General features: G+C 51.1%; 25 protein-coding genes. 19 read left to right on the plus strand and 6 right to left on the minus strand.

Annotation, left to right across the window (positions count from 1 at the left end; genetic code table 11):
• Positions 1-102 precede the first annotated feature (102 nt).
• A complete protein-coding gene (locus NY07_RS01820; RefSeq protein WP_033537616.1) occupies positions 103-504 on the minus strand; it encodes a MerR family transcriptional regulator in 402 nt (133 codons plus the stop codon).
• A gap of 566 nt (positions 505-1070) precedes the next feature.
• On the opposite strand from NY07_RS01820, the gene NY07_RS01825 reads away from it, so the two are divergent.
• Entirely contained in the window at positions 1071-2975 is a 1905-nt protein-coding gene (locus tag NY07_RS01825) for a propionyl-CoA synthetase (protein WP_033537617.1), read from the plus strand.
• A gap of 297 nt (positions 2976-3272) precedes the next feature.
• Positions 3273-3464 (plus strand): DUF3185 family protein, encoded by a 192-nt coding sequence (locus NY07_RS01830; protein WP_033537618.1) that lies wholly within the window; start codon positions 3273-3275, stop codon positions 3462-3464.
• 267 nt (positions 3465-3731) lie between these two features.
• On the opposite strand, the gene NY07_RS01835 is transcribed toward NY07_RS01830, so the two are convergent.
• Complete coding sequence (locus NY07_RS01835) at positions 3732-4730, minus strand: NADP-dependent oxidoreductase (protein ID WP_033537619.1); 999 nt, start codon at positions 4728-4730, stop codon at positions 3732-3734.
• Positions 4731-4953: 223 nt separating this feature from the next.
• On the opposite strand from NY07_RS01835, the gene NY07_RS01840 reads away from it, so the two are divergent.
• Positions 4954-5433: a MarR family winged helix-turn-helix transcriptional regulator gene (locus NY07_RS01840; protein ID WP_235363878.1), complete on the plus strand. Its 480-nt coding sequence runs from the start codon at positions 4954-4956 to the stop codon at positions 5431-5433.
• Between the two features lie 238 nt (positions 5434-5671).
• Positions 5672-7213 carry an NADP-dependent phosphogluconate dehydrogenase gene (gene gndA, locus NY07_RS01845; RefSeq protein WP_033537621.1) on the plus strand — a complete coding sequence of 514 codons (1542 nt, stop codon included), beginning with the start codon at positions 5672-5674 and terminating at the stop codon, positions 7211-7213.
• Positions 7214-7289: 76 nt separating this feature from the next.
• Here the strand turns inward: gndA and NY07_RS01850 are convergent, their stop codons facing one another.
• Entirely contained in the window at positions 7290-8822 is a 1533-nt protein-coding gene (locus NY07_RS01850; protein WP_033537622.1) for a DUF3612 domain-containing protein, read from the minus strand.
• Positions 8823-8995: 173 nt separating this feature from the next.
• Here NY07_RS01850 and NY07_RS01855 point away from each other — a divergent pair, with 173 nt between their 5' ends.
• The gene (locus NY07_RS01855; protein WP_033537623.1) at positions 8996-9535 is read left to right on the plus strand and encodes a malate synthase; all 540 of its coding nucleotides are present in this window, start codon (positions 8996-8998) and stop codon (positions 9533-9535) included.
• Between the two features lie 77 nt (positions 9536-9612).
• On the opposite strand, the gene NY07_RS01860 is transcribed toward NY07_RS01855, so the two are convergent.
• On the minus strand, positions 9613-10485 hold the full coding sequence (locus NY07_RS01860) for a 1,4-dihydroxy-2-naphthoate polyprenyltransferase (RefSeq protein WP_033537624.1): 873 nt from the start codon (positions 10483-10485) through the stop codon (positions 9613-9615).
• 402 nt (positions 10486-10887) lie between these two features.
• Between NY07_RS01860 and NY07_RS01865 the strand changes: the two genes are divergently transcribed.
• From NY07_RS01865 to ompW, 5 genes are all read left to right on the plus strand, one after another.
• Entirely contained in the window at positions 10888-11805 is a 918-nt protein-coding gene (locus NY07_RS01865; protein ID WP_033537625.1) for an SDR family NAD(P)-dependent oxidoreductase, read from the plus strand.
• Between the two features lie 250 nt (positions 11806-12055).
• Positions 12056-12919 carry an acyl-CoA thioesterase II gene (gene tesB, locus NY07_RS01870; protein ID WP_033537626.1) on the plus strand — a complete coding sequence of 288 codons (864 nt, stop codon included), beginning with the start codon at positions 12056-12058 and terminating at the stop codon, positions 12917-12919.
• A gap of 23 nt (positions 12920-12942) precedes the next feature.
• Positions 12943-13332 carry a YbaY family lipoprotein gene (locus NY07_RS01875; protein WP_033537627.1) on the plus strand — a complete coding sequence of 130 codons (390 nt, stop codon included), beginning with the start codon at positions 12943-12945 and terminating at the stop codon, positions 13330-13332.
• A 207-nt stretch (positions 13333-13539) separates the two neighbouring features.
• Complete coding sequence (locus NY07_RS01880; protein ID WP_033537628.1) at positions 13540-13878, plus strand: hypothetical protein; 339 nt, start codon at positions 13540-13542, stop codon at positions 13876-13878.
• A gap of 568 nt (positions 13879-14446) precedes the next feature.
• Positions 14447-15088 carry an outer membrane protein OmpW gene (gene ompW / locus NY07_RS01885; protein WP_033537629.1) on the plus strand — a complete coding sequence of 214 codons (642 nt, stop codon included), beginning with the start codon at positions 14447-14449 and terminating at the stop codon, positions 15086-15088.
• Positions 15089-15158: 70 nt separating this feature from the next.
• Here ompW and NY07_RS01890 read toward each other — a convergent pair whose 3' ends face one another.
• A complete protein-coding gene (locus tag NY07_RS01890) occupies positions 15159-15929 on the minus strand; it encodes an SDR family NAD(P)-dependent oxidoreductase (RefSeq protein ID WP_033537630.1) in 771 nt (256 codons plus the stop codon).
• 118 nt (positions 15930-16047) lie between these two features.
• Here NY07_RS01890 and NY07_RS01895 point away from each other — a divergent pair, with 118 nt between their 5' ends.
• From NY07_RS01895 to NY07_RS01915, 5 genes are all read left to right on the plus strand, one after another.
• A complete protein-coding gene (locus NY07_RS01895; RefSeq protein WP_033537631.1) occupies positions 16048-16449 on the plus strand; it encodes a YbaY family lipoprotein in 402 nt (133 codons plus the stop codon).
• A 73-nt stretch (positions 16450-16522) separates the two neighbouring features.
• Positions 16523-17482, plus strand: coding sequence for a homoserine O-acetyltransferase MetA (gene metA / locus NY07_RS01900; protein ID WP_033537632.1), 960 nt, complete (start codon positions 16523-16525; stop codon positions 17480-17482).
• A complete protein-coding gene (locus NY07_RS01905) occupies positions 17469-18011 on the plus strand; it encodes a GNAT family N-acetyltransferase (RefSeq protein ID WP_033537633.1) in 543 nt (180 codons plus the stop codon). The genes metA and NY07_RS01905 overlap by 14 nt, the downstream gene beginning before the upstream one ends.
• 117 nt (positions 18012-18128) lie before the next feature.
• Positions 18129-18746 carry an NAD(P)H-dependent oxidoreductase gene (locus tag NY07_RS01910; protein ID WP_033537634.1) on the plus strand — a complete coding sequence of 206 codons (618 nt, stop codon included), beginning with the start codon at positions 18129-18131 and terminating at the stop codon, positions 18744-18746.
• 5 nt (positions 18747-18751) lie between these two features.
• Complete coding sequence (locus NY07_RS01915; RefSeq protein ID WP_033537635.1) at positions 18752-20713, plus strand: monovalent cation:proton antiporter-2 (CPA2) family protein; 1962 nt, start codon at positions 18752-18754, stop codon at positions 20711-20713.
• Here the strand turns inward: NY07_RS01915 and NY07_RS01920 are convergent.
• The gene (locus NY07_RS01920; RefSeq protein ID WP_033537636.1) at positions 20703-21566 is read right to left on the minus strand and encodes an RluA family pseudouridine synthase; all 864 of its coding nucleotides are present in this window, start codon (positions 21564-21566) and stop codon (positions 20703-20705) included. The genes NY07_RS01915 and NY07_RS01920 overlap by 11 nt on opposite strands.
• 154 nt (positions 21567-21720) lie before the next feature.
• Here NY07_RS01920 and NY07_RS01925 point away from each other — a divergent pair, with 154 nt between their 5' ends.
• From NY07_RS01925 to NY07_RS01940, 4 genes are all read left to right on the plus strand, one after another.
• The gene (locus NY07_RS01925; RefSeq protein ID WP_033537637.1) at positions 21721-22587 is read left to right on the plus strand and encodes a hypothetical protein; all 867 of its coding nucleotides are present in this window, start codon (positions 21721-21723) and stop codon (positions 22585-22587) included.
• 76 nt (positions 22588-22663) lie between these two features.
• A complete protein-coding gene (locus NY07_RS01930; protein ID WP_033537638.1) occupies positions 22664-23569 on the plus strand; it encodes a GGDEF domain-containing protein in 906 nt (301 codons plus the stop codon).
• Between the two features lie 176 nt (positions 23570-23745).
• Complete coding sequence (locus NY07_RS01935) at positions 23746-25500, plus strand: phospho-sugar mutase (RefSeq protein ID WP_033537639.1); 1755 nt, start codon at positions 23746-23748, stop codon at positions 25498-25500.
• A 162-nt stretch (positions 25501-25662) separates the two neighbouring features.
• Positions 25663-26082 carry a VOC family protein gene (locus NY07_RS01940; protein ID WP_052125448.1) on the plus strand — a complete coding sequence of 140 codons (420 nt, stop codon included), beginning with the start codon at positions 25663-25665 and terminating at the stop codon, positions 26080-26082.
• Positions 26083-26224: the final 142 nt, after the last annotated feature.

Below are 26224 nucleotides of genomic sequence, written 5' to 3' on the forward strand. Positions count from 1 at the left end.
ATCCTACAGGTCTAATTTTTATAATTTTTATCAGGCCGGTTTATCCAGCCTTGCTTGTGTTCAATTTGTTGCTGTGTTAACTCGATATGGATTTTTGGTGCCTTAGGCTTGTTCTTGCTGCTCCAGGGCAGCGCGGCACTGTTGCTCGGCAGAGTTGAGCTCCATCAAGACCACCTTGATGTCGTCCATCTGCTGTTGCAGGGCCGATTTTTTCTCTTCCACCAATTCCAGCATGGTATGTAGCTGAGTACTGCTGTTCTTGTCGGCGTCATATAGCTCAAACAGGCGGCGAGTTTCGGCGAGGGAGAAGCCCAGACGTTTACCTCTTAAGATCAGCTTGAGACGCACACGATCTTTCAGACCATAGATGCGGGTTTGCCCGCGGCGTTTGGGTTTCAACAACCCCTGATCTTCATAGAAGCGGATACTACGGGTAGTAATGTCGAACTCCTTTGAAAGGTCGCTGATAGAGTAGGTGGTCTGTGGACTGTGTTTGTCGCTCATCGAAAAAATACCATATTGATTAACTTGTCTAGCACGATATATGAAGTTTACGTAAAGGTAAAGATTTTGGTGGTCGGATTGGCCCATTTGGCTGTAAAAATCTTAGTGATAACTGGTGGAATAACCACCAGTCCTGACTTTGGGGCTAGGTTAGGGAGGCTGCGAATAAGTCCTAGTGGCCTTCTCTTTTATAGAGAGTGGCTTACACAGCAATTGGCGTTCAAGGCGTCTGACTGAAGGCATGCCGGAGCCAGGCAAAGTCAGATAACGCAGAGAGCCGGTTGCTGTGAAAGCGCCGAAGGGCGTAGTTTACTGGCCAGCCTGCTGTGTTGTACTTCTTGCAAAGAATTTGGGTCATTTGCCGCGAACCAACCCTTGTATTCAGGCCTGTAAGCCGACGCAGAGCACACAGGGGACTTGGTCGCACCTCCCTTAGGCAAAGGTCTAATGGGAAAAGTGTCACTTGGCTCCATAATGTGATCTATGGCGCATAAGCCAAATCGTATGGAAGGGGAAGCCGATATGTCGGCGTCAACGGCGCTCGCATGTCATTCGGAGAAGATCATATGAAGGATTTGCATAATCAGTTACACCAGGAATCTATCGACAATCCCAACGCCTTTTGGGCCGAGGCCGCTGGCGCCTTAGTCTGGGACAAGGCGTTCGAGCGGGTACTCGATGATAGTCAGGCACCTATGTATCGCTGGTTTAGCGGCGGACAACTCAACACCTGTTATAACGCGGTCGACCGTCACGTTGAAGCTGGGCGCGGCGAGCAGGTGGCGATTCAATATGTAAGCCCGATTACGGACACCGAATATGGGATCACCTATAACGAGCTGCAAGCCCAGGTGAGCCGACTGGCCGGTTATATGGCCAGCCAGGGCGTGACCAAAGGCGACAGGGTGATCATCTATATGCCCATGGTGCCAGAGACCGCCTATGCCATGCTGGCCTGTGCGCGGTTAGGGGCGATTCACTCAGTGGTGTTCGGAGGTTTTGCCGCCAACGAGCTGGCGACCCGTATCGACGATGCCAAGCCTAAGATGATCCTTTCCGCTTCCTGCGGCGTGGAGCCATCGGGCGTGGTGGCCTATAAGCCGCTGCTGGATGATGCCCTCGAACAGGCAAGCCATCAGGTGGAGCAATGTGTGATCCTCAACCGTCCTCAGTTGCAGGCCGAATTAGTCGATGGCCGCGACATAGATTGGCAGAGCGCAGTGGCCGATGCGCCCAATATCGAGTGCCAGACGGTGGATGCGACCGATCCGCTCTATATTCTGTATACCTCGGGGACCACAGGCCAACCCAAAGGTGTGGTGCGCGATAATGGCGGTCATGCGGTAGCACTCGCCTGGTCGATGAAGCATATCTATGATATCGACCCGGGTGATGTTTTCTGGGCGGCTTCGGACGTGGGCTGGGTTGTTGGCCACTCCTATATTGTCTACGGCCCCTTATTAGTGGGCGCCACCACAGTATTGTTTGAGGGCAAACCCGTGGGCACGCCAGATCCTGGCATCTTCTGGCGCACCATTGCCAAATATGGGGTAAAGAGCTTCTTTACCGCGCCGACGGCGATCCGCGCCATTAAACGTGATGACCCAGAGGGCAGTTACCTTGAGGGTGTGGATCTTAGTTGTCTCGGCACTTTATTCCTCGCTGGCGAGCGCTGCGACCCGGATACCCTGCACTGGGCCGAGCAGCAGCTCAATAAGCCGGTGATCGATCATTGGTGGCAGACAGAAACCGGTTGGCCGGTCGCGGCTAACCTGATGGGTACCGCGCCTGTGCCGGTCAAGGCCGGATCTCCGGCTAAGGCTGTGCCAGGTTATGACGTGCAGGTGCTCGATGAGATGGGCGATAGTGTCGCGCCGAATCAGTCAGGTAACGTAGTGATCAAGTTGCCATTGCCACCGGGCACGCTGGCGACCCTGTGGCAAAACGAGGCGCGCTACAAGGAGAGTTACCTCTCCATGTATCCGGGTTACTACCTCACAGGGGATGCCGGTTACATGGATGAAGAGGGTTATCTCTATATCATGAGCCGCATCGATGACATCATTAATGTGGCCGGTCACCGTTTGTCGACCGGGCGCTTCGAAGAGGTGCTTTGTCAGCATGAGGCGGTGGCCGAGGCGGCGGTGATCGGGGTGGATGACAAGCTTAAGGGACAGGTGCCACTGGGGTTAGTGGTGCTCAAGAAAGGCTGCGATCTCAGCGACGAACAGCTTTACAAGGAGCTGATCGCCCTGGTACGTGAGCAGATTGGCCCAGTGGCCGCCTTTAAGCTGGTGAGCGCCGTGCCTAAACTGCCCAAGACTCGCTCGGGTAAGATCTTGCGCGGTACCATGCGTAAAATTGCCGACAACCAGGATTTCAAGATGCCGGCGACTATCGAAGACCCCTACACGCTGGAGTTGGTACGCAACGCCCTGACCCGCATGGGTTATGCCGACGCTCACGTTTAAGGTGTTTGTCTTTCACGATTTAAAAGGGCCCTAGGGCCCTTTTTTAATGTCGGCTTCACTTTGCAACTTAAAGGTATCGATGCGCGTTATCAATTGCAGCCAAATGCCGCTTGTATAAGGCTCGTATACAGGAGTCGTAAAGAGATAGGGGCGCTCAAGTATAAGCCGCTGCAGCAGTAGCGTAAGTTTATCTTAGCAAGGAGAAGCTTTTCGCCTGCGGTTTAAATATCGCCATTGATAAATAGTTTTAAGCTGTCGTATGCTGAGATGGCACTTTAATCCAAAAGGTTGGGGAAAATGAAGAGTAAGTATCTAGGAATAGTGTTGTTGGTCATCGGCGTAGCGTTAGCCTGGTGGGGGTATAACATCTATGACTCAACCAGTTCGCAGATCACCCGAGCGGTCAACGGCGATACGCCCATTGAGGCTTGGGCTGGTATGGTTGGTGGCGCCATCTGTGTGTTGATTGGCCTATTAAAATTAAAATAATCTTTTAGCACTGACTGGTTAAGCCTGCATTTTTGCAGGCTTTTTGTTTTTAAGATGAAGGATAGAGTAATAAGCTGGGCTGCTAGATAGCAAAGCTAGGCCTTTGGATAACTTATATACGGGCTAATTGATATAGCGCCTAATTGGCGCAGCTTTTCTGTATTTCGGGCTCTGATAGTACAATCCCGGCAGCATAAGACAGTGTCAATTATCGTAAAAAAAACCGGCATAGAGCCGGTTTATTTGAAGTATCTTCAAGGATGCTAGTTAGGCGAGTTTAACCAGCATCTTACCTCGGTTCTTGCCTTCAAACAGGCCGATAAAGGCTGCCGGAGCATTGTCCAGTCCTTCATATATGGTCTGCTCTGCCTTAACCTGGCCATTTGCCAGCCACTGACTCATTTGCTGGGTAAACTCGCCATAGTGCTGCCAGTGTTCGAACACGATAAAGCCTTCGATTCTCAACTTTTTCATGATGATATAGGCAAGGTTGCTTGGGCCTGGAGTTGGCTCGGTTTCATTGTACTGGGCGATCATGCCACACACGGCAATACGACCATGGTCGTTCATGTTATCCAGCGCTGCGGCTAAATGCTCGCCGCCGACGTTTTCAAAGTAGACATCTACCCCTTGAGGGGCCGCCTCTTTGAGTGCCTGACTCAGGTTAGTGGTGCGCTTATAGTTGATCACCTGCTCTATGCCCATCGCCTTGAGCGCTTCGGCTTTCTCGTCTGAGCCCACAGACGCAACGACCTTGGCCCCCATCAAGAGACCCAACTGACAGGCAACACTGCCCACGGCGCCAGAGGCGGCTGAGACAAACAGTGTCTCGCCTTCTTTTAACTGGGCAATGCGATTAAGGCCAGTCCAGGCAGTCATACCTGGCATACCCAACACCCCAAGGAAGTGGGATTCAGATAAGGGGGTCTCGGGTAACAGAGTGTGATCAGCTCCGTCGGTAATGTAGTGGCTACGCCAGCCTTTCATGCTGCTCACCTTGCTACCGACTGGGAAATCGACATGGTTAGATTCGATCACCTCACCAATGGCGCCGCCTTCTAATACTTGGCCCAAGGCAAACGGCGCGATATAGCTCTCTCTGTCTACCATGCGGCCACGCATGTAGGGGTCGACCGACATCCATAGGTTTTTTACCAGAAATTCTCCGGCCTTGAGTGGTGGTAACTCGATCTGTTTTAGGCTGAAATTCGCATGGGTAGGCATGCCTTGTGGACGGCTGGCCAACAGTATCTCTTGTGCTTGCATAGATTAAACCTCTTTTTACTTTGCGCGCTAACTAATTGTGGTAAACTCTACAAACAAATTGAGCGCAATGCAAATACTTTGTGCGCAAAGTAATGCGTTTTATTGCCCAATATCTTGCGTTCATTTTGTTAAGATAGTTGTAGGCTAAGGTGGCTGGCGGCGCTAAAGTGCAGAGCCTTAGTAATAGTTCGAGTCAAAAACGGTAAAAATAATGAGTAAGCAGATGAGTGAAGTACAAGTGACAACTGATGCCGCCGCGGGCGATAGCCTAGAACAGGGCGGCGAATGCCTGTCAGATAACGTCTGCTTTGCCCTCTATACCGCCGCCAATGCCTTGGTGCGCGCCTATCGTCCCTTATTGCAAGAGTGCGATCTTACCTATCCCCAGTATCTGGCGATGCAGGCCTTGTGGCTGAAAGATAACGCCAGCCTGACGGATCTCTCCCTAGCGACTCGTTTAGACTTGGGCACCTTAACCCCCATAGTGAAGCGCCTTGAGGCCAAGGGACTCGTGGTGCGCCATGTGGACAGCCGTGATGAGCGAAAGAAGGTGATTCAGGTGACTCAGGTCGGTGAGGCGCTTAAACAGGATGCCCTGGCGTTGAAGCAGCAATTGCTCGCTAAGGTGACAGCATCGGATGAGCAGCTCGAGCAGCTAAGGTTGATCTGTCTTAATCTGACCCAAGATCTCAATGTCGGTTAGTCCAGGTGCTTGATGTGAAAAGCGAAAACACTGTTCTGAAATGCGGCCAGTGAGCGGGGAGTTTTCCTAGTAATTAACTTACCAATTTTTGTATAATCGCGACCAATTTCGTGCCTATCGACTATGTGACTCGCAGTTGTCGTCATAACCTTTTTTAAGCTTATGATTTAACTCAGATAGTCCAGACTATAATAAAAGATAGGTGTAGACAGTCTCTGTTTCCCATGGGAAAAATCTAATGCAAAATCACTCAGACCTCCTCGATATTGGCGTGATTGGCCTAGGCGTCATGGGCAAAAATCTGGCGCTTAATATTGCCGACAACCATTACCGTGTCGCCGCCTTCGATCTTGATAGTGCCAAGATAGATGCCTTGTTGGAGCAGGAGCAAAAAGAACGTCCTGCCGATAAACCTCAACGTATTGAAGGATGTAGCAATCTTTCAGAAATGTTATCTAGTCTCGCAAAACCTCGCATTCTGGTGTTATCGGTTCCGGCCGGGGCGCCTGTCGATGGCGTCTGCCATGCATTGCTTCAAGCAGGTATCGAAGCCGACGATATCGTGGTCGATACCGGCAACAGCCTTTGGACTGATACCGTGGCCCGTGAAGCCCAGTATAAAGATCAATTTATCTTCTTTAGCTGCGCCGTTTCAGGTGGTGAGATGGGGGCACGTTTTGGCCCCTCTTTGATGCCCAGCGGCGATATTAAGGCGTGGGACAGAATTAAGCCGATTTGGGAAGCGATTGCGGCCAAGGTTGACCCGCAAACGGGTTTGCCTATCGAGCGTCAAGAGCTTGGTAACCCTGTGACAGAGGGCGAGCCCTGTACCACTTACATTGGTCCGGCTGGCGCCGGCCACTATGTGAAGATGGTTCACAATGGCATCGAGTATGCCGATATGCAGCTGATCTGTGAGGCTTATCAGCTGCTCAGCGAAGGCTTAGGGTTAAGTGCAGCAGAGGTCGGCGAGATCTTTGCCCGCTGGGATCAGGGCAGCCTGAACAGTTATCTGATGGAGATCAGTGCTGACGTCTTGTCGCAGGCGGATCCCTTAACAGGCAAGCCATTGGTCGAGATGATCTTAGACAAGGCGGGGCAGAAGGGCACAGGTCTGTGGACGGCGGTGAGCAGTTTGCAAATTGGTTGTCCGGCGCCCACTATCGCCGAAGCCGTATACGCCCGGGCGGTAAGCACCCAGAAACAACAGCGCCAGCAGTTGAGCCTGTTGCTGGCCGGTCCTGCGCCGCTGAGCTTAAGCGAAGATGAGCGCGGAGTCTTTATCGACCAGCTGGAAAATGCCCTCTATTGCGCCAAAATCGCCTGTTACGCCCAAGGCTTCCAGCTGATGGCGATGAATGCGCAGGAGCGTGGTTGGCAGTTGGATTTTGCCGAAATTGCTAAGATATGGCGTGCCGGTTGTATTATTCGTGCTACCTTCCTGCAATCTATCACCCAGGCCTATCAACAGGCACAAACCGCAGGTCAGCCTCTCGCTAACCTGCTGATGGCTGAGACCTTCAGTCTGGCATTATCGGCCAAGCAGCAAGATTGGCGTCAGGCCGTGGCCAAGGCGATCATGAGTGGTGTGCCCGTACCCTGTATCGGTTCGGCGCTGGCCTATTACGATAGCTATCGCTGCGAGACCCTGCCGGCTAATCTGCTTCAAGGTCAGCGTGACTTCTTCGGCGCCCATACCTTTGAACGTATCGATAAGCCAGCCGGTGAAAAATATCACCTCAACTGGAGTCATAGCGAGCGCACGCTAGAGAAGCTCTAATTGCTGATGAACATAAAAAACCGCTACTGATACCAGTTAGCGGTTTTTTTATATCTAAATTTGGCGCTGGCTGACGTTAGCCCTGACAGCCGCCACTCTCGTAACAACTGGGCTTACGGGGACAGCTGGCACCGCGGGCGCAGATGAGCCTGGCTTCACTGTCGATGCCGCGCTCCACCCAGTTGATGTTGAGGATCTTAGCCACCCGCTTGATATCTGTCTTGATATTGCTGGGGAGGGGCGATGAACCGCCATTGTCGACACAGGCCTCTTTGAGTTGTTGGGCCACTTGATTAGCGTCGCCGCCCTGGGCCTCGATGGCGGGGTTGAGGTCGATACCGGCGCACAGCACGTGGGGATTACCGGCAAGATCCTTTACCCGAATCGACTCGCAGCAGTAGATCTTTGGCTCGTTGGCCACATCTAAGATGGAGATTTGTGCCGATGAGCCTTGGGTGGTGGCGTTAATCATTCTAAATACTGCCCAGTGCTGGCAGGGATCTTCCACTTGACGCATATTGCCCCAGGGCAGCGGAATGCCGTTACCTCGATAGACGGCCTTAAGCTTCCCGGGGGAGTAGGCATCGAAATAGTGCCAGTGGCTATAGGGGGAAACCGCCGTCATGCGGCGCATGGCCACCGAGGGGGAAACATCCACCAACCTGGCAACGTCTATCTCGTAACCATGTCTGTCCAATAGCTGCCTGAAGGGCACCTTAGGGCAGAGCAGGGCGCCAGCGAAAAAGCTGGATTCAAAATCGCGCCAGGCGTGCAGTATATCCTGGGCATCGACGGTCGATGATTGAGGCCTAAGATCGGCTTCTTCCACTAAGCTTGTGCCATGGCTGCGACCGGCCACCATGATGCTTTTCAGGCCATCTTTGTTGTGTAGCACGCTATGACCTATGTGCACCGCCAAGTCATACTTGAGTCGGCGGGTATGCTGGTTAAGCAACTTGTTAAGACAGATTTTGTTGGGCAACTCGAAGTAGGAGGTGATGATATGTTGTTGGGTCGCTCCAGCCTCTTCGCGGATTGCCTTGGGCGCGCGGGAAAACCATTTCACCACCAGACCGAGGCGCTGCACGATAGCCAATAGATCCTCCAGGCTTAATGGCATGCGTTTTAGGCCCACCTCTTCGGCGGCGCGCTCTAAATCGGGAAAGTGGTTTTGGTGATGCTCCTGATGGGCGCGAATTAAAAGGTGAGCGAACTGGCGACCGCTGATCCCGGTTTGCGACAGCATTTCAGGAATGGCAATTTGTAAAATTTCATTGGAAAACAGAAAACTGGGTTCCAGCGCCATGCCGCTTATCCCACCGCGGGAGCCTTTGACCGGGGTGATAGCCTGCTCCTCGGGGGCATCGTCGAGAAACCAGTCGACCTCTTTTTGAAACACCGCCGCAATCACGGCCAGCATGCCTGCACTGGGCACGCGTTTACCGCGCTCTATCATCGACAGGTAAGAGACTGAAGGGGCTGAGTCGGCATCAACCCTAATACAGCGGGCTGACAGATCTTCCATAGTTAGGTTATTGCGTTTTCTGAGGTTGCGTATCTTAGTGCCCAGAAAATGCGACTTTCTCATCAAGCTGCTATTTGTCTTCATTTTGTAAAATTCACACTGTGAAATTTCTATTGTGAAATTGTAATGAAAAAGTGGCTAGACTACAAATTAAGCAATCGGGGAAATCTATTAGCCCTTGAGCGTCACACTAAGCTGTAAGGGAAATATCTCCTCAGCGAGTCACATAGCGATCACGAAATATGAGGGATGAGGCGATGAATATGCATACAGAGCAACTAGACCAGAGTATTTACAACTTCATCAAGCAGGTAATGCCAATGACACTGATAAACGGAAATAACGCTCTGGCCCCACAAGGTCAGGAGCAAGATACCTTGACCTATGCCAAGCAGATCTTAGATCAGTATTTTCCCCTGGATCAGGGTTCGCATCAGGATGTCTGCAGCTATGTGATTTACTACAAGCAACTGCTAGCTTTCTTCGCCGATGGCAGCCAGAGTGGTCTGGCACAGCCAAAACAGTTTGTGGCGCTGTCGGGTCACAAGTGTGAGCCTAGCTCTCTAGTGCTGAAAAATAATGGTTTTCATATTGAGATTGCCATCGATCGTAGAGGTGAGCAGGGACGTCATGATCTGGCAGGCATCAATGATGTACAGGTCGAGGCGGCATTGATGACGATAGTTAATAGCGAGCAGAGCCCTTGTCAGCGCAGCTGGACCAGCCTGGTGACTGGCCAAGCCGATAAGCATTGCAAGGAGTTCACTTCAAAAGATGGCAACGAATACTGCCTGTGATCTTTCCATCGACTCGCTATAAAAAATGCCAGCATTTCGCTGGCATTTTTTATGGCTATTTGTATTTAGCCTGACGTTTACGCCAGAGCCAGTCCTAAGCTGAACAGGGCACTAAAGATCACCGTGAGCTTGGCGGTGCGCCCTAATAGGGGGTTTAATGCCGCCCCCGAGGTTTGGCTAAATTCGCTGTTTAATTTACGCGCCAATACCAGAGAGAGTCCACCGAGTAAGACAGGCAGACCAGGTAGTAAGCCCAGCAAGAAGCCACCAATGATGAGTGCAAAAGGTAGGTATACCAGTGCCTGATATAGGACTCTGGCTTGCCCTTCGCCAATTTTAACCGCCAGGGTGTGCTTGCCCGCTTTGGTATCTGTGGGAATGTCGCGGGTATTGTTGACCAGCATTACGGCGGCGTTAAACAGGCCGATGGCACTGCCTAAAATCCAGGCGGCAATGCTGGTGTCATTGGCCTGCAGATAGTAGCTGCCTACGACGGCAACCAAGCCGAAGAAGACAAAGGCGGCGACCTCACCAAGGCCATGTGAGGCCAGCGGATAGGGGCCGCCACTATACCCCAGGGCGCCGAGTATTGAGGCCGCGGCTAAGATGGCGATAGGCCAGCCACCGTGGTAAATCAATAGTGAGCCAACTAATAGCGCCAGCACTAAGCAAGCCACCATGGCATTGCGTACCTTGTTGGGGGCAAGCAGGCCACTTTGGGTGACTCGTACCGGGCCTAGTCGCTCTTCGGTATCGATACCACTCTTAAAGTCGAAGTAGTCGTTGGCGAGGTTGACGGCGATCTGCAGCAGCAGGGCGCACAGCATTGAGGTGGCAGCAATCAGCCAGCTAAATTGCGTTAGTGAAAGTGCAAGCGCATTGCCGACCAAAAGGGGGCCAATGGCTGCAGGTAAAGTACGGGGGCGTGTCGCCAAAATCCAGGGATTCATTATGTGAGTTCGTAGTTGTTAGGGTGGGGATGGGAGCGAAGCTCGACAAACGTTGACCAAGCATAGCAAAAAAGGCGAACTCGATGAAGCGCTTGAATTAGCATTATGTGAACAGCTTCGTTTTATTTGTGTGGTTTGCCACTTCTGCTTGCTATCAGTTTTAACAAAGTTTAACGGCACTGTTAAAACTTTGTGTATTTTTGAAGCGGCGCACATCTCCAAGTGATTTTAAGCATAAATTTGCAGCTAGCCTCAAAGACATATCCCTTTTTATATGCTGTGATAGCTGTCTGACAGTAGGAAACTGTGAGCTTTGGTTTAAGCTTATCTAATTAATTTATATAGAATTATGCGTAAACCTCGTCGGCAGTCTCCTCGAAGGGTAAGACAAGGAATAGGGTAATGCGTTTTGATGAACAGGTTGCCATTGTCACAGGGGCTGGATCCGGCCTAGGCCGGGCCTATGGGATTGCTTTAGCCGAGCGCGGCGCACGCGTGGTCCTTATCGATTCAGGTATCGCGGATAGCGGCTGCCAGACATATAGTGGTGCTGGTCTCAACAAGACAGCCAAAACCCTAGCAGGGCTGGGTGCCGATTGTTTGACATTTCAACTCGATGTTCGTAATCCTCAGGCCTTAAAAGAGGCGGTAGATACTGTCATGACCCGTTGGGGACGTATTGATATTTTGATCAATAACGCCGGGGTCCACTCAACCGTGCCTTTCGATACTTTGAGCTTTGAACAGTGGCAGCAGCAATTGGATGTGGATCTCAATGGCAGCTTTCACCTGACTAAATTGGTCTGGCCGTTAATGAAACAGCAAAATTATGGCCGTATCGTTATGACGGGCAGCGCCAGTGGTCTCTATGGGGATATGCACGAAACCCATTTCAGTGCCAGTAAGATGGCGCTAGTAGGTCTGGTCAATAGCCTGGCTAAGGAGGGACGGGAATATAATATTTACGTCAACACCTTAGTGCCTCAGGCGCTCACTCCTATGACAGAACATCACCTTAGCCCTCTGGTGAAACCCTTATTTAGTACCTCGTCGGTTAATGCCGCACTCCTGTATCTTTGTTCTGCCAAGGCCTGCACTGGCCAACATCTGCTGGTTGCCGCCGGCAGTGTCAGTCACGGAATGTTTGTCGAATGTCAGCCGCTGCGCATTATAGAAGATGGCTGTAAGCCTGAGGAGATCGCCCATCGTTGGGACGAACTCTACCGCGCCCAGCCATATTTATATCATGAGAGTGGTGAGGAGCAGGTGACGGCTTGGGCTAAGCGCAGTGCCGCCGAGCATAACGTTGATATAGAGTAGTGCTATATTCGACTTGCTGATCCTGTCCACTATTCTTGCATTAACTTCTTGAGTTGCGGAGCGGTTTTAGGCTTTGTTGCCCATAGGCTTTGGCTGGGATGTGATGCTCGGCTTAGCGAGATGACAAGCTTGTTAACTGGGGCAAAACTTTGCTGCAAGGGGCTAAGAGAAGCTCAGGTTAAGCTAGTAAGGTTAGCGTCGTTTAAGGTAAGCTTAACGGTCAAGTTAGATAAAATATCGGTGAGATCGTATGAGTCACGTGTTAGATGATTTGTTATCCCTATTATCGCTAGAGCAGATAGAGGCTGGCCTCTATCGGGGGCAAAGCCAAGATCTGGGTTTTGGTCATGTGTTTGGTGGTCAGGTAATGGGGCAGGCTTTGAGCGCTGCAGCGCAAACGGTTGACGCCGAACGTCATGTTCACTCCTTCCATTCCTATTTTTTGCGCGCCGGTGATGAAAAGCTACCTATTGTCTATGATGTCGAGAATATGCGCGACGGTGGTAGCTTTAGTGCACGCCGGGTAAAGGCGATTCAGAAGGGTAGACCCATCTTTTACATGACCTGCTCTTTTCAAAAGCCAGAAACCGGATTCAATCATCAAAACCAAATGCCTGATGTGCCAGGCCCTGAGGGTTTACTGAATCAGCAAGAGTTGGCGATGACCCTGACAGATAAGGTGCCAACTAAGGTGCTTGAGAGGTATATGGCTGACTCGCCTTTGGAGATGCGTTTGGTGAATCCATCGACACCTGTGGCACCCAAGCAGAGTGATCCCAAGCGCTATGTGTGGATCCGTGCCAATGGCAAGGTGCCAAATGATCTCTCTGTTCATGAGTATCTGCTGGCCTATGCTTCTGACTTTAACTTCTTGGTTACGGCGGCTCAGCCACATGGCGTGTCGTTTTTAACTCCGGGTATGCGTATGGCGACCATAGATCATGCTATGTGGTTCCATCGTCCCGTCGATTTGAGTCAATGGTTGCTTTATAGCATTGAGAGTCCTAATGCCAGTGGCAGTAGGGGGTTTGTTCGCGGCGAGTTTTATACTGAGTCCGGTGAGTTAGTCGCATCGGCTACCCAGGAAGGTTTGATTCGATTAACACAGGGATAAAGGATTTAGGTAGGTTGAAAGAAATGAAGATTAAAATGAAAGTCATTTTAGCCACTTTACTGCTGATGTTGGCGGGGTGTGTGACTGTAGAGCCAGAGCCACCCATTATCGTCAACGGAGCCGCTGGCTATTTGGAAAGGGTTAACCTGCCTCAGGGATGCAGCGTGACTATAGCTGTGATCGATCTCGATACCCCTGGTGTCATCGTCGCCCAGAAAACCTTTGATATTGCCAGGGCTCCCGTGCCGTTTAAATTTACCTTTGCCCGAGAGACCATTGAAAGCCACGTCAATTATGGTGTGGTGGCAATGATTCAGTATCAGGGGAAGGTGATCTTCCAAACTTACGATAAGTTTCCGGTGATCAATAACGGTAAATACACCACTGAGGTGGTGATGAAACTGGTTAAATAGCACCAGATAATAACAAGGAGCCCTAGGGCTCCTTTTTTATGCCTCTATGATTTATCTATTCATTCTTAGCGGATTGCTCTATTGCTCTGACATGTTTTACAAAGGATGAATCTTGAGAAAATTTCATTCAGTAGCGCACTATGAAATGTTGATTTGTTATATTTTATCCAATAGGGTGGAGAGATAATAATAATCAAGGAAGAGCAGATGCAATTTGTCGGCAGTCATCATCTTATTGGGAGTTTGCCCGAAGCGGCGCTAACTCAAGAAAACCCTCTCGATAGACACAACAACCCCAAGGCGTTGATGAGTTCACAACCAGGAATGGTCGCTGAATTCCAGCTGCCCACCCCAACTTCCTTTATTGGCGGTTCTCGCCGTCAAGACTTAACAGATAAAACAGGCTCACATCAAGATTTGGCAGCTAAGGAAGATGCGGCTATAGATTTTGCTGAGCTGACAGAAGCGCAGAGCCAAGTGTTGCTGGCCAATCTTGGACTGTTGACTCTCGCCTTATGCTTTCTGCTGTTTGGCATCAGTGTCTAGTCACCAGCCCGTTAGGGCAAATAGTGTAAACGCTAGCTTTTTACAAGCCGAGCGACTGGTTAAATCGCAGCAGCTGTCTTCTATTTACCTAACCAATTTCTTATCTCCCTCATCAGATGTAGAGCTTAGGATGTACTGGGCTTTTTGACGTCCCCAGGGTTGTCCTGAGCCTGCACCTTTGTTTTGCCTAAAAACTCAATTACACAAAGGGATTTCAATGACCGCTATTTCTCTTTTTCTCTCTTTCCCTCTCTTTTCTCTCTTCCCCCTCTCTTTTCATAGTGCCAAAACCTGTGTTAATGGATTGTAAATTACCATTTCGCTTAGCTTTGCCAATTCGGCGCTCAATAAGTGGGCAAGCCGGATGCTTGTCACAGTAATAAAAGGTGTATTGTCGATATTTGTTTGTTTTGTGTGATCTGTATCGTGTCGGGGTATTTAAAAAGAGGTACAAGTTAGGCTTGTTGATTTAGATCAATAACTCCTCGTTATTTGTCTGGCAGGATACGCGCAAATGTAAGGAATTTGATAATAAAAACAACAGTAACTGTTGTGTTAATGGAGTAGTATGATGAAAAAAACTATCGTTTCAGGTCTGATCGCTGCCACCCTACTGTCTACTGGATTTACAGCCTCTGCACACCAAGCTGGTGATGTTATTATTCGTGCTGGCGCCGCTGTTGTTGCCCCTAACGAATCTAGCCAAGATGTTGCTGGTTTTGGTGAGTTCAATGTTAGTAACAATACCCAATTAGGTCTTAACTTTGGTTACATGCTGAGTGATAACTGGGGTATTGAGCTATTAGCGGCAACGCCATTTAGCCATGATGTCTCTTTAGATGGCGTAGGCAAGATTGCAGAGACTAAGCACCTGCCACCAACTTTAGTGGCTCAGTATTACTTCGGTTCTGCCGAGTCTAGCGTGCGTCCTTATATCGGTGTGGGTGTGAACTTCACTAACTTCTTCGATAACGAATTCACTAATGATCTGGATGGCGCATTGACTGACCTTAGCCTAAGTAACTCTTGGGGATGGGCTGCGCAGGTAGGTTTTGACTATCAATTCAATAAGAATTGGCTGTTTAACGCTTCTGTTTGGTATGCACAAATCAGCACTGATGTTAAATTCAATTTAGGCGATGTTCCTGTGAAAATTGAAACCGACATCGACCCATGGGTTTACATGGTGAGCTTTGGTTACACTTTCTAAATCTGAGTTTTCGATAATAAAAAAGGAGCCAAAGGGCTCCTTTTTTGTTGTCTATTTTTAACGTATCAGGTTACTGCGTCTTTTTAGCTGCTTTTGCCGCTTTACGTTCTTCTTTGGTGCGCCAGTGACGGGTGTTGTAGATAAATTCTGGTAGCAGCTTAGTTAGCCAGGCGACGAGTCTCCAGCGCTTGGTGATATAGGCTCTGCGCTTTGCCTTCTGCATCGCCTTGATGGCCTGACGGGCGACCTCTTGGGGCGGTGATAGCCAGAGGCGACTCTTCTGCATGGCGGCTTTGTCCAGCAAGCCTAACTGCAGATCTGTGATAGTGATTGGCAGCTTTAAGCGTTGGGCATGCATACTTAGCCCCTCTAGGTAACTGCTGGCGTAGGCCTTAGAGGCGTGGTAGGCCACGTTAGGGCCGCCACGTAGACCGGCGATAGAGTTGATGGCCGCTAGTTGGCCATAGCCCTGTTCGACAAATAATCGAAATGCCGTATTGCATATGGCGCTGTAGCCCTGCACATTGACGGTAATAATATCTTGGTCAAGTTGCCATGGCAGCGAGGCATCATAGCCGTTGAGGCCAGTATTGACTATCACAAGGTGGGCGCCACCGAGTTGCTGCCATACAGACTCTAGGGTGTTGATAATTGCCTTGGGCTCGGTAATGGCCAATGGATGCAGGCTGACTTTTGTGGGCAGCCCATTGGCAAACTCTTGAAGTGATTCGGTATCTTGTGCCAGAAGTGCCAGTTCGACACCTTGCTCGGCGAGTTGTTTGGCGATTTCGCGACTGACAAGTGAGCTGGCGCCCACAATTATGGCTGTAGCTTGAGACATGAGACTATTCGACATCAAATGGTTAGCCTATGATATGAAGATATCTGATTGAGAACAAGATTTATAATATAGACATGTGGACATCCAGAAGTCTTGATGTATGATTAGGAGCAAGAGTATGAACAGATGGTTAAGCCCGGTAGTGGCAATGGCGATGAGCGCTGGTTTACTGGCAGCTTGTGCGACACCCAATGCCAGTGTGGAGATCCAAGGGGAAGTGTGGTTTAAGGAGCGTATGGCGTTACCGCCTGAGGCTGTGCTATCGGTGCAAATTCAGGATGTGTCTAAGATGGATGCCCCTGCTGTGGTGTTGGCGGCCTTTGACAGAGTCGATGTGACAACGCCTGCACCTTTTAATTTTGTCATTCCTAGGGATCAGTTTGAGGCAGGCCATAGGTACACAGTCGGTGCCAAGATCACTTTAGATGGCAAGCTGATGTTTATTAATACTCAATCGTACCCCATAGATTTAGGCGATAGCTCGCCTATCTCAGTGTTAGTGCAGCGCGTCGGTAGGTAAGATTAAACACCGCGCCGATAGCGATTACTGGCCCTATGTGGTTGTTTGTTAACGAGATCGAAAGAGGCGCGGTATGCCGGTAAAAATTCCCGATAATCTGCCAGCGGCGGAAATACTCGAATCAGAAAATATCTTTGTTATGTCCGAAACCCGGGCGGCAAATCAGGATATCAGACCGATGAAGGTGCTGATCTTGAATCTGATGCCAAACAAGATAGAGACTGAAACTCAGCTGTTGCGATTACTCGGCAACACGCCGCTACAGGTGGATGTGGATCTGCTGCGTATTCACGATAAAGCCTCTAAGCACACCTCTATCGATCATATGGACAACTTCTATCGTGATTTTGAGGCGGTTCGTCACAAAAATTACGATGGCCTGATCATTACCGGTGCGCCTTTAGGGCAAATTGAATTTGAAGAGGTGACTTACTGGGACCATATTCGTGAGATCATCGACTGGTCGCAAGAGCATGTCACCTCTGTGCTCTTTCTGTGTTGGGCAGCTCATGCGGCCCTGTATCATCTCTACGGCTTGCAGCGCAAACTGCTGTCGGCTAAGCGTTCAGGGGTGTTTAACCATCAAAGAACCTGTAAACATTTCCCTTTGCTGCGCGGTTTCGATGATGAGTTTTTTGCGCCTCACTCTCGCTTTGCCGAAATGGATGTGCAGGATCTCAAGGCTCACAAGGATCTGCAGGTGTTGGCCGAGTCCGATGAGGCGGGCGCTTACTTGGTGCTGAGCCGCAACAACCGCAACTTGTTCGTGATGGGGCACCCCGAATATCAAAAATCGACCTTAAGCGATGAGTATCAAAGGGATCTTGCCGAGGGGCTTAGCCCTAAGGTGCCGAAAAACTATTTTCGCAATGACGATCCCAGCCAGCCGCCAGTGGCTCGCTGGCATGGTCATGGCAGTCTCTTGGTCAGCAATTGGCTCAACTATTATGTCTACCAGCTGACGCCTTATGATCTTGATGATATGAACGCTATCACTCCTTGGGAACATGAGTATAAAGATGAGCAGGAGTAACTCTTACGGCGGGTCGATCCTTATCGATACCCCCAGGCTGTGCATGCGCCAGTTTGTGCTGGAGGATGCCGAGGATGTGTATCGTTTTGCCGCGAATCCCGATGTGGTGCGCTATACAGGTGATGCAGATGCGGTCAAGAGCCTGGAAGATGCAAAGCGGATCATAGAAAACTATTGGCTGGCGGGGTACCGAGAACATGGTTTTGCCCGTTATGCATTGATCAACAAGGCTGATAAACAGCTGATCGGTTTCTGTGGCATAAAGTATGAATCCTTACTTAACCGAGGGCAGGGTGGCATAGATATCGGCTATCGTATGCTGCCCGAATACTGGGGAAAAGGGCTTGCCACTGAAGCCGTCACTGCCTGTTTGCGCTATGCTCGCGAGACCCTAGGTATCGACTGCGTCTATGCCGAGGTGATGCTTGATAACCCAGCTTCTAGCCGGGTACTGGAAAAGGCTGGCATGGTGCAGATAGATAGCTATCAAGACGATGGCGTGAGTCTCCTTCTTTTCCGCACTCCCTAGGTGGCTGGCAGTTAGTTTTGTTCTCCTGATAGCTGCGTGGCGGTTGAAGAACAAGGTGTAAGGCGCTATTTTAACTAGACGCAGCGCCCGCTCGCTTACCTTCGAGAATGGATCCTCATGTCAGAGAAAAACCAAGCTGTACTCCTGTTATTGGCCCATCCTTCGCAGCACAGATCCGAAGTCAATCTTCCCCTGTATAACCTTGCCAAGACGATTCCTGGCGTCACTGCAGTGGATCTCTACGGTGAGTATCCCGAATTTGATATCGATATCGAGCGGGAGCAACAACGATTGCTGAGTCATGACGTGGTGATCTTTCAGTTTCCCCTCTACTGGTATTCGACGCCCGCTATCTTGAAGGAGTGGCAGGACTTAGTGCTTGAATATGGCTTTGCCTATGGCACCGATGGTAATGCGCTCAAAGAAAAGACCTTTTTTTGCGCGATCACAGCAGGGGGCAAGGAAGAGGCCTACCAGACTGAGGGTTATAACCATTTTACCCTGAGACAACTATTGGCGCCCCTTGAGCAGACCGCCAGCCTGACAGGGATGCGCTATCTGCCACCCTTTGCGCTGTTTGGGGCGCGCACCGCCATCGAAGATGGCCTGATGGCTCAGCACCTGAGTGACTGGCGTTCCCTGTTGAGCGCCTTGGTGGCTGGAAAAGTCAATCGCCGAGTGGCCGCTAAGCTGGCCAAGCTAAACGGCCATCTTGATCAGATCATAACGGGGTAAGCGCCATGACGAGCTATTTTCTACAGGCTTTTATTTATCTGGTTGCCGCCGTAATAGCTGTGCCCCTGGCAAAGCGGTTTGGTCTGGGCTCAGTGCTGGGGTATTTGATCGCCGGGGTGGTGATAGGGCCTGTGATCGGCCTGGTGGGCGATGAAACCTGGGTTATTCAACACTTTGCCGAATTTGGCGTGGTGATGATGTTGTTTGTCGTCGGGCTGGAGCTTGAGCCCAAAATGCTCTGGGCTATGCGTCATCGCCTGATGGGGCTTGGTGGCTTGCAGGTGTTCTTAAGCGCCGCAGCCGTGATGGCTATCGCGCTCTATTCTGATGTGCAGTGGAGCATAGCTCTCACCATAGGCCTTATTTTCGCGCTTTCTTCGACGGCCATCGTGCTGCAGACCTTTAATGAAAAGGGGCTAAGCCGCACCGATGGCGGACGCAATGCCTTCTCGGTATTGCTGTTTCAAGATATCGCAGTGATCCCTATGCTGGCCTTTATTCCTTTGTTGGCGCTCCCCGAATTGGTGGATAAGGCGCAGCAGGCGGCTACTCAGGTTGCCGAGCATCATGATGAGATGAGCCTGGTGGCTGGGCTGCCGCCCTGGGCCTATGCCATAGTTATCGTCGCCGCAATCGCCAGTTTGGTGGTAGGCGGGCACTACTTGAGTCGGCCGCTGTTTCGTTTTGTCGCTGCCTCTGGACTGCGGGAGATCTTTACCGCGACTGCGCTCATGCTGGTCATAGGCATTGCGGCGCTGATGAGTTTGGTCGGGCTATCGCCTGCCTTGGGTACCTTTTTAGCTGGTGTGGTGCTCGCTAACAGTGAATTTCGCCATGAGTTGGAGTCCAATATTGAGCCCTTTAAAGGTTTGCTGCTAGGGCTTTTCTTTATCACTGTGGGCGCCGGGATAGACTTTGGCATCCTCTGGCAAGATTTTGGCCTGATCATTGGCCTGACGCTGGGGATCATCTTGCTCAAAGTGCTGGTACTTTTACTGCTCAGCTTAGTGTTTAAGATCCGTCAGAGCGATCGCTGGTTGTTTGCCCTGAGCCTTGCTCAGGCTGGGGAATTTGGCTTTGTGCTGCTTAGCTTCACGGTGCAAAACCATGTGTTACCTGTTGAGTTGGCGCAGCAGCTTTCATTGGTGGTGGCCCTGAGTATGATGCTGACCCCTGGTCTGTTTATCTTATTCGAGCGGGTGATTGAGCCTAAATATCGCACCAGCAGCGCCGAGCGGGAAGCCGATCAAATTGATGAGCGCGGCAGTGTGATCATCGCTGGCGTCGGTCGATTCGGCCAGGTAGTTAATCGTCTACTCAGCGCCAATGGCATCAAGACAGTGGTGCTGGATCATCAGATAAGTCAGGTCGACATGCTGCGCAGCATTAACGTAAAAAGCTATTTTGGGGATGCCACCCGACCGGATCTGCTGCATACGGCTGGGATAGATGAGGCGGCGCTCTTGGTGGTCGCCATGGACAATCGCGAAGGGGCGGTGGAGCTGGTGAAATATGTTAAACACAGCTACCCGAAAGTGAAGATATTAGCGCGGGCATTTGACCGAGGCCATGCCTATCTACTGCGTGATGCGGGCGCCGATTTTATTCAGAAGGAGACCCTGCTGTCGGCGCTAGAGTTAGGGGCCGATGCCATGAAATGTTTGGGGTTTCATCCTTTTCATGTGGAGCAGCAGAAAAATACCTTCAAGCGTATCGAGAAGCGCAGTTCAGATATGCTCTATCGTGCCTGGAAAGATGACAGCAGCGGTGAGCGTTTCGACAACAACTACCGTAAGCTGTTCATTGAGTTAGAGGAGACGATTAAGGCCGCCATGACAAGGGATCGTACCGATAAGCATGCCATGAGCGATCGAGGCTGGACCCCGCCGCCCAAGGGCTATGATGAGTTGCTTGACGGCGATGAGCCGCTGCCATTAACGCCCCCAGAGGATCAGATCAAGCCTTAAGGGCGGAGAGACTGGGTTGTAGCGCCTCGGGCAGCGCCAGCTGCATTGGCTCATGACTCACAGGGCAGGTGAAATTTAGGAAGCAGGCGGTCAACTGCAGGTTGGGATCGCCTGCTGTGGCATCACCATGCTGCCTGTCGCCCACGACTGGGTAGCCAATGCTTGCCATATGGATACGGATCTGGTGTTTACGCCCTGTCTCTATGTTTACCTGTACCAGCGACATATCAAGCTCGGGATCATATTCAATAAGTGAGGCATGGGAGCGCGCGGCCTTGCCATCGACCTCAGTGTCTATGGTGCGGGTCGCCTCGGGAAATTCACCTTTAACTATCACCCTGTACTGCTTATCTAGCTCACGCTGTTCAAATTGAGCCGCCAGCGCCGCCGTGGTTTTCTTACTGTGACCTATGATCACCAGCCCAGTGGCAGCTCTGTCCAGTCGGTGGATGATGAAGGCCGGACGCTGAGGCGTGAGGTGGGTCTCTACAAAGCGATTGATGGTGGTGTGATCGCTCCATTTTGATCCCTGGCACAACATGGCGTAGGGTTTGTACCAGATGCTGTAATCGCCCTTATCTAAGATTAACTGTGCGTCGTCGACGCTTTGGTTAAGCACGTCACTATTGTAATAGAGGTGCAACTCATCGCCGATTTGTAGTGGTTTCTTTGCTCGGCGCAGTCGCTGGGTGTATTTCCCTCGGGTGAGCCACACAGCACCTTTGGTCATCGCCTGCTTTATCGCCTGTTTTGAGAGTTGGCTTGCCATAGCCAGTTGGCCACAGGCGTCAGTCTGGGTCTCTTTGATGGTGAGGTGGCATTCACATTTGGTTGGTATAGTCTCTTGGGGCATGGGGCTTAATGACCTAATATTCAGGCCCGACAGTTTACACCATTTTAGTGAGAGTTTGAGGGGCTTTTTACGAAGGCGGGCATGGCTTTTGCGCTGCTATACTCATGCTAGGCGGTAATACATGGCGTGGACAGTGATCACCAGGGAGGAGTGGATGATGCGATTGATCGTAAGCGTGCTGGCAGGCTTGCTGATAAACTATGGTGGCACTGCGCAGGCAGAGGAAACCCCAGTCCTGGTTCGTTATAACTTATCGACACACTTTGTCGATAATAAGCAGAGCTATTATATCGATCTGCTGCGCCTGGCAATGGAGAAGAGCCGAGATCAGTTTGGCGACTATCAGATGCAAGCGGTGCCGCTAGAGATGCCCCAAGGGCGAACTATCAAACTGGTAGAGCAAGGCAAGTTGGATGTGGTGTGGACCATGACCAGTATGAGCCGCGAGCAGCAGTTGCGGGCGGTCTATTTTCCGCTGCTAAAAGGGCTGATGGGTCATCGAATCGCCATTATTCGTAAGGAGGATGAAGCGCGTTTTGCAAATATTACTCGCCTAGAGCAGTTGCAGGCGATTCCCGTCGGTCAGGGGATCGACTGGCCCGACAGTGATATTTTGCAGCGCCAGGGTTTTACCTTAGTACGTGGGGCGGCTCCCCATCTTCTGGCTATGCTGGAGAAACGTCGCTTCGACTATTTTCTGCGCGCCCTGCATGAGCCTTGGGGTGAGATAGCCGACAAAGACACACTGATGGTGGATCCCCACTTTGTTATCGTCTATCCGGCGCCCCTTTATTTCTTTGTCAATCCACAAAATCCGGGACTGGCTGAGCGGATCGAGTATGGCCTGCGAGCGGCTCTGGCGGATGGCAGTTTCGATGAGCTCTTTTATCATCATGCTGTCACTGAAGGTATGTTGAATCGGGCTAAGTTAGCCGAGCGGCGTTTGTTTCGGTTGGACAACCCTTTGTTGTCCCAGGAAAGCGAGAACTTGTTAACTGAGCCTGAACTCTGGCTCGATTAACGATGCTGATTTTACTGGCAATTGTCATTAATTTGGCGTCAAATACCAGTATAAAGACTTCAATATTGGAGCGGTTATGATCGCAAATGAGCAGATGGTGGCTGTACTTGAGGCCCTTCCCGATCCCGCCTTTATACTATCGAGCAGTGGTAAATATGTGGCCGTATTTGGCGGCAGTGACGCCCGCTATTACCACGATGGTCGCGGTTTGATAGGCGTCCGTCTGCAAGATGTGATTAAACCTGCCAAGGCTGCCTGGTTTTTACAAATCATAGACAGGGCGCTCTCCAGCCGTCGTTTGCTTATTGAAGAGTATGAGCTGAGCAATAAGGATGTAAAAGGGCTGCCCGATGAAGGGCCTACAGAACCTATCTGGTTTGAGGGGCGGATTCAGGCACTTGATTTTCTTGTTGATGGCGAGGAAGTGGTTTTATGGGTGGCCAGCAATATCTCTAAACGTCATGATCTGGAGCTTAAGCTTAGAGAGATGAGCGATACCGATCAGCTGACCGGTTTGTTTAATCGGCGCAGGCTCGAACGCGATATTTCTATTCACTTCGATAATTTTACCCGTCAACAGATGCCCACCACCGTCTTGATGTTGGATATCGATAACCTGAAACAGATAAACGATGCTAAAGGCCACCACAAGGGGGATGAAAATATCCTGGCGGTTGCCGAGATCTGTCGCCGTGAGTTTCGCAAAACTGATTATGCTTACCGTTTTGGTGGTGACGAGTTTATTGTGATGCTGCCGGGCTTGATGCCGAATCAGGCGATGACTATGGTCGAGGGCTTGCATCAGCATTTCAATCAGGCGCTGGCTGCATTGGCCGAAGATTGCCCGAGTGCCACCATCAGTATGGGGATGACAGGGATCAATGCTAAAGACGCCTCTTACCAAGATACGCTAAAGCGTGCCGATATGGCTCTGTATCAGGCGAAAACCCAAGGTAAAAATCAGCTAATTTTCACACCTTAAAAGACGACCCTTGGGTGCGTTGATTATCCTAAGCGCGCCGCTCAAAGAGGTTGTTTTGATTGGGGCATCCGCACCTTTCTTCTATAGTTTATATAATGAATCTTTAATGCAAATTCACTTGTTAAGCCTTGCTGACAGACATACTGTTAAGAGGAAGCAAGCGCAGCGGAGGCATTATGCACACACAGTTACAGGCAAAGATAAAACATTGGTTGAGTCTCGATAGCGATGCAAGCAGTCGCGCCGAGATCCAGACCTTGGTGGATAGCGGGGCACACGAGGAGCTGGCCGCCAGGTTCGCTGGACGACTTACCTTCGGTACCGCGGGCATTCGCGGCGTGGTGGGAGCCGGTCCCATGCGGATGAACCGTTTAGTGGTGCAACAGACGTCTAAAGGTGTTGCCGAATACCTTAAGGCGCAGGTTGACAATGCCGTCAGTCGCGGGGTGATCGTCGGCTATGATGGTCGCCATGATTCCAAACAGTTTGCCGAAGATGCTGCAAGCGTGCTCACCGCCGCCGGTTTTAAGGTGTTTCTCACCAGTGCGGTGGCGCCGACTCCGCTGGTGGCCTTTGGCGCGCTGCACTTGGGCGCTGCGGCCGGCATAGTGGTGACTGCTAGTCATAACCCGCCGCAATATAATGGCTATAAGGTGTATTGGGGCAATGGCGCGCAGATCATTCCGCCCCATGATACTGGCATCGCGGCGCGTATCGAGCTGGCGGCCAATACGCCTGTAGATATGTTGCCGCTGGCAGATGGCCTAGAGAGCGGCAAGCTGGTGATGCTGGAAGCCGATTTCTATCAGGCTTATCGTCAAGGTGTGTTAAACGCCGAGGTGCTGCAAAACCATACCCATCCTGAGATGGTGAGTCTGGCCTATACCGCCATGCATGGGGTCGGCGCCGAGATGGCCGAGAGCCTGCTTAAGGATATCGGGGTCACACAGGTCTATTCTGTGGCGGCCCAGCGTGAGCCAGATGGAGATTTCCCCACGGTCAATTTCCCCAATCCTGAGGAGGCTGGCGCCATGGATCTGGTGATGGCCGAGGCCCATCAACATGGCGCCATGTTGGCCTGTGCCAATGACCCGGACGCCGATCGCTTTGCGGTGGCGGTACGTAAACCAAGCGCCACGCCAGAGATGCCATCGACTGAGGCTTATCAGATGCTCACTGGGGACCAGGTGGGGGTATTACTGGGTCACTATCTGCTCTCCCATGCCAGTAACGATCAGCGTCTGCTCTGCTGCACTATCGTCTCCTCCAGTCTCTTATCATCCATCTGCCAGTCGATGAAGGCCGATTGTCAGACCACGCTGACAGGTTTTAAATGGCTCACCAATGTGGGCATGAGCAAACAAACCCAGCACAACCGCTTTTTGTTCGCCTACGAAGAGGCGCTGGGGTACACGGTTGGTAGCATGGTGTGGGATAAAGATGGTCTTTCCGCGCTGGTGGCTTTTGTGCAGTTAACCGCCGAGCTTGTCGCCAAAGGCGAAACACTCTGGGACAGACTGGAGAGCATCTATCGCCAATATGGTTACTACCTCAACCGCCAGGTGAGTATTGCGCTGAGCGGCGAGCCCGGCGCGCCTAGCATAGGCGAGCAGTTAAGAGCGCTGAACCCTGTTGAGGTCGCGGGACGTAAACTGGTGTCGGTGGATGATATTAGCCTGGGCGTGCGCCGCTTTGCCGACGGACGAGAAGAAACGATTGACCTGCCTCGCAGTGACGTACTCATCTATCGTTTAGAAGGAGGAGCTAGAGTGATCGTTCGCCCCTCGGGCACAGAGCCTAAGGTGAAGTGCTATTACGAGCTGGTCGAATCTTTTGGTGAGCAGGAGGGGCTTGATACCGTGCAGCGCCGCGCAGAAGCCGCCATGGACGCGTTTGTCCTTCGTCATCAAGCAGAGCTGCCTAATGCATAGGGAGCAGAAACTCGCGCCTGAAATGATGTGTCATTTATTTATGAAATGTTTGTTCTCTACTGACAATAGGCTGTCAGTAGGGGGGCTTTAAGCTCTTTATAGTGCCGAATGAGGTAGACGCTCAGGGTTGAGCGTCGCATTTGGCCCTTTAAGGAGAGCATGATGCAAGAACAGAAAGTGTTACAACAGGCACCCTTACAGCAGGCCCCTTTGGTCTGGGGCGAGATCGCCGTCGCGGATATGGCGAGAGCCAAAGTCTTCTATCAGAGCCAGTTCGGGGTGAGTTTTCGTGAGCAGCAGATGTTTGGTATGGAGATGGCTATCTTAGAGACAGAGGCGTCCCAAGCGGCCAGCATCGCTCTGGTAAAGCATGATATGATGCGCCCAAGTTCAGAGGGTAGCATTCTCTATCTGCACCTTAGCGATCACCTAGCGCCTATGGTTGAAAGGCTGGAGCGTAATGGTGTCGAGATCGCCCTGCCTATCATGGCCATCAACGAAGGTGAGTGTGGCTACAGCTGTGTCATAGTTGACAGCGAAGGCAAGCGCGTCGGCCTCTGGGCGCCTAGTCTGAAAGGCTAAATTTGCGCACTTAAGTTAGGCTCTTAACCCTCAGATGCTTTAACTTTAGAGATTGAGATTTTAAAGGATTAACGCAGGCGCTGCGGCGCTTGCAAGCTATCCAATCCAATCCAAGCTATGCAACCCAAGCTATGCAAAGGAT

This window comes from Shewanella sp. ECSMB14101 (assembly GCF_000773485.1).
GTDB lineage: Bacteria > Pseudomonadota > Gammaproteobacteria > Enterobacterales > Shewanellaceae > Shewanella > Shewanella marisflavi.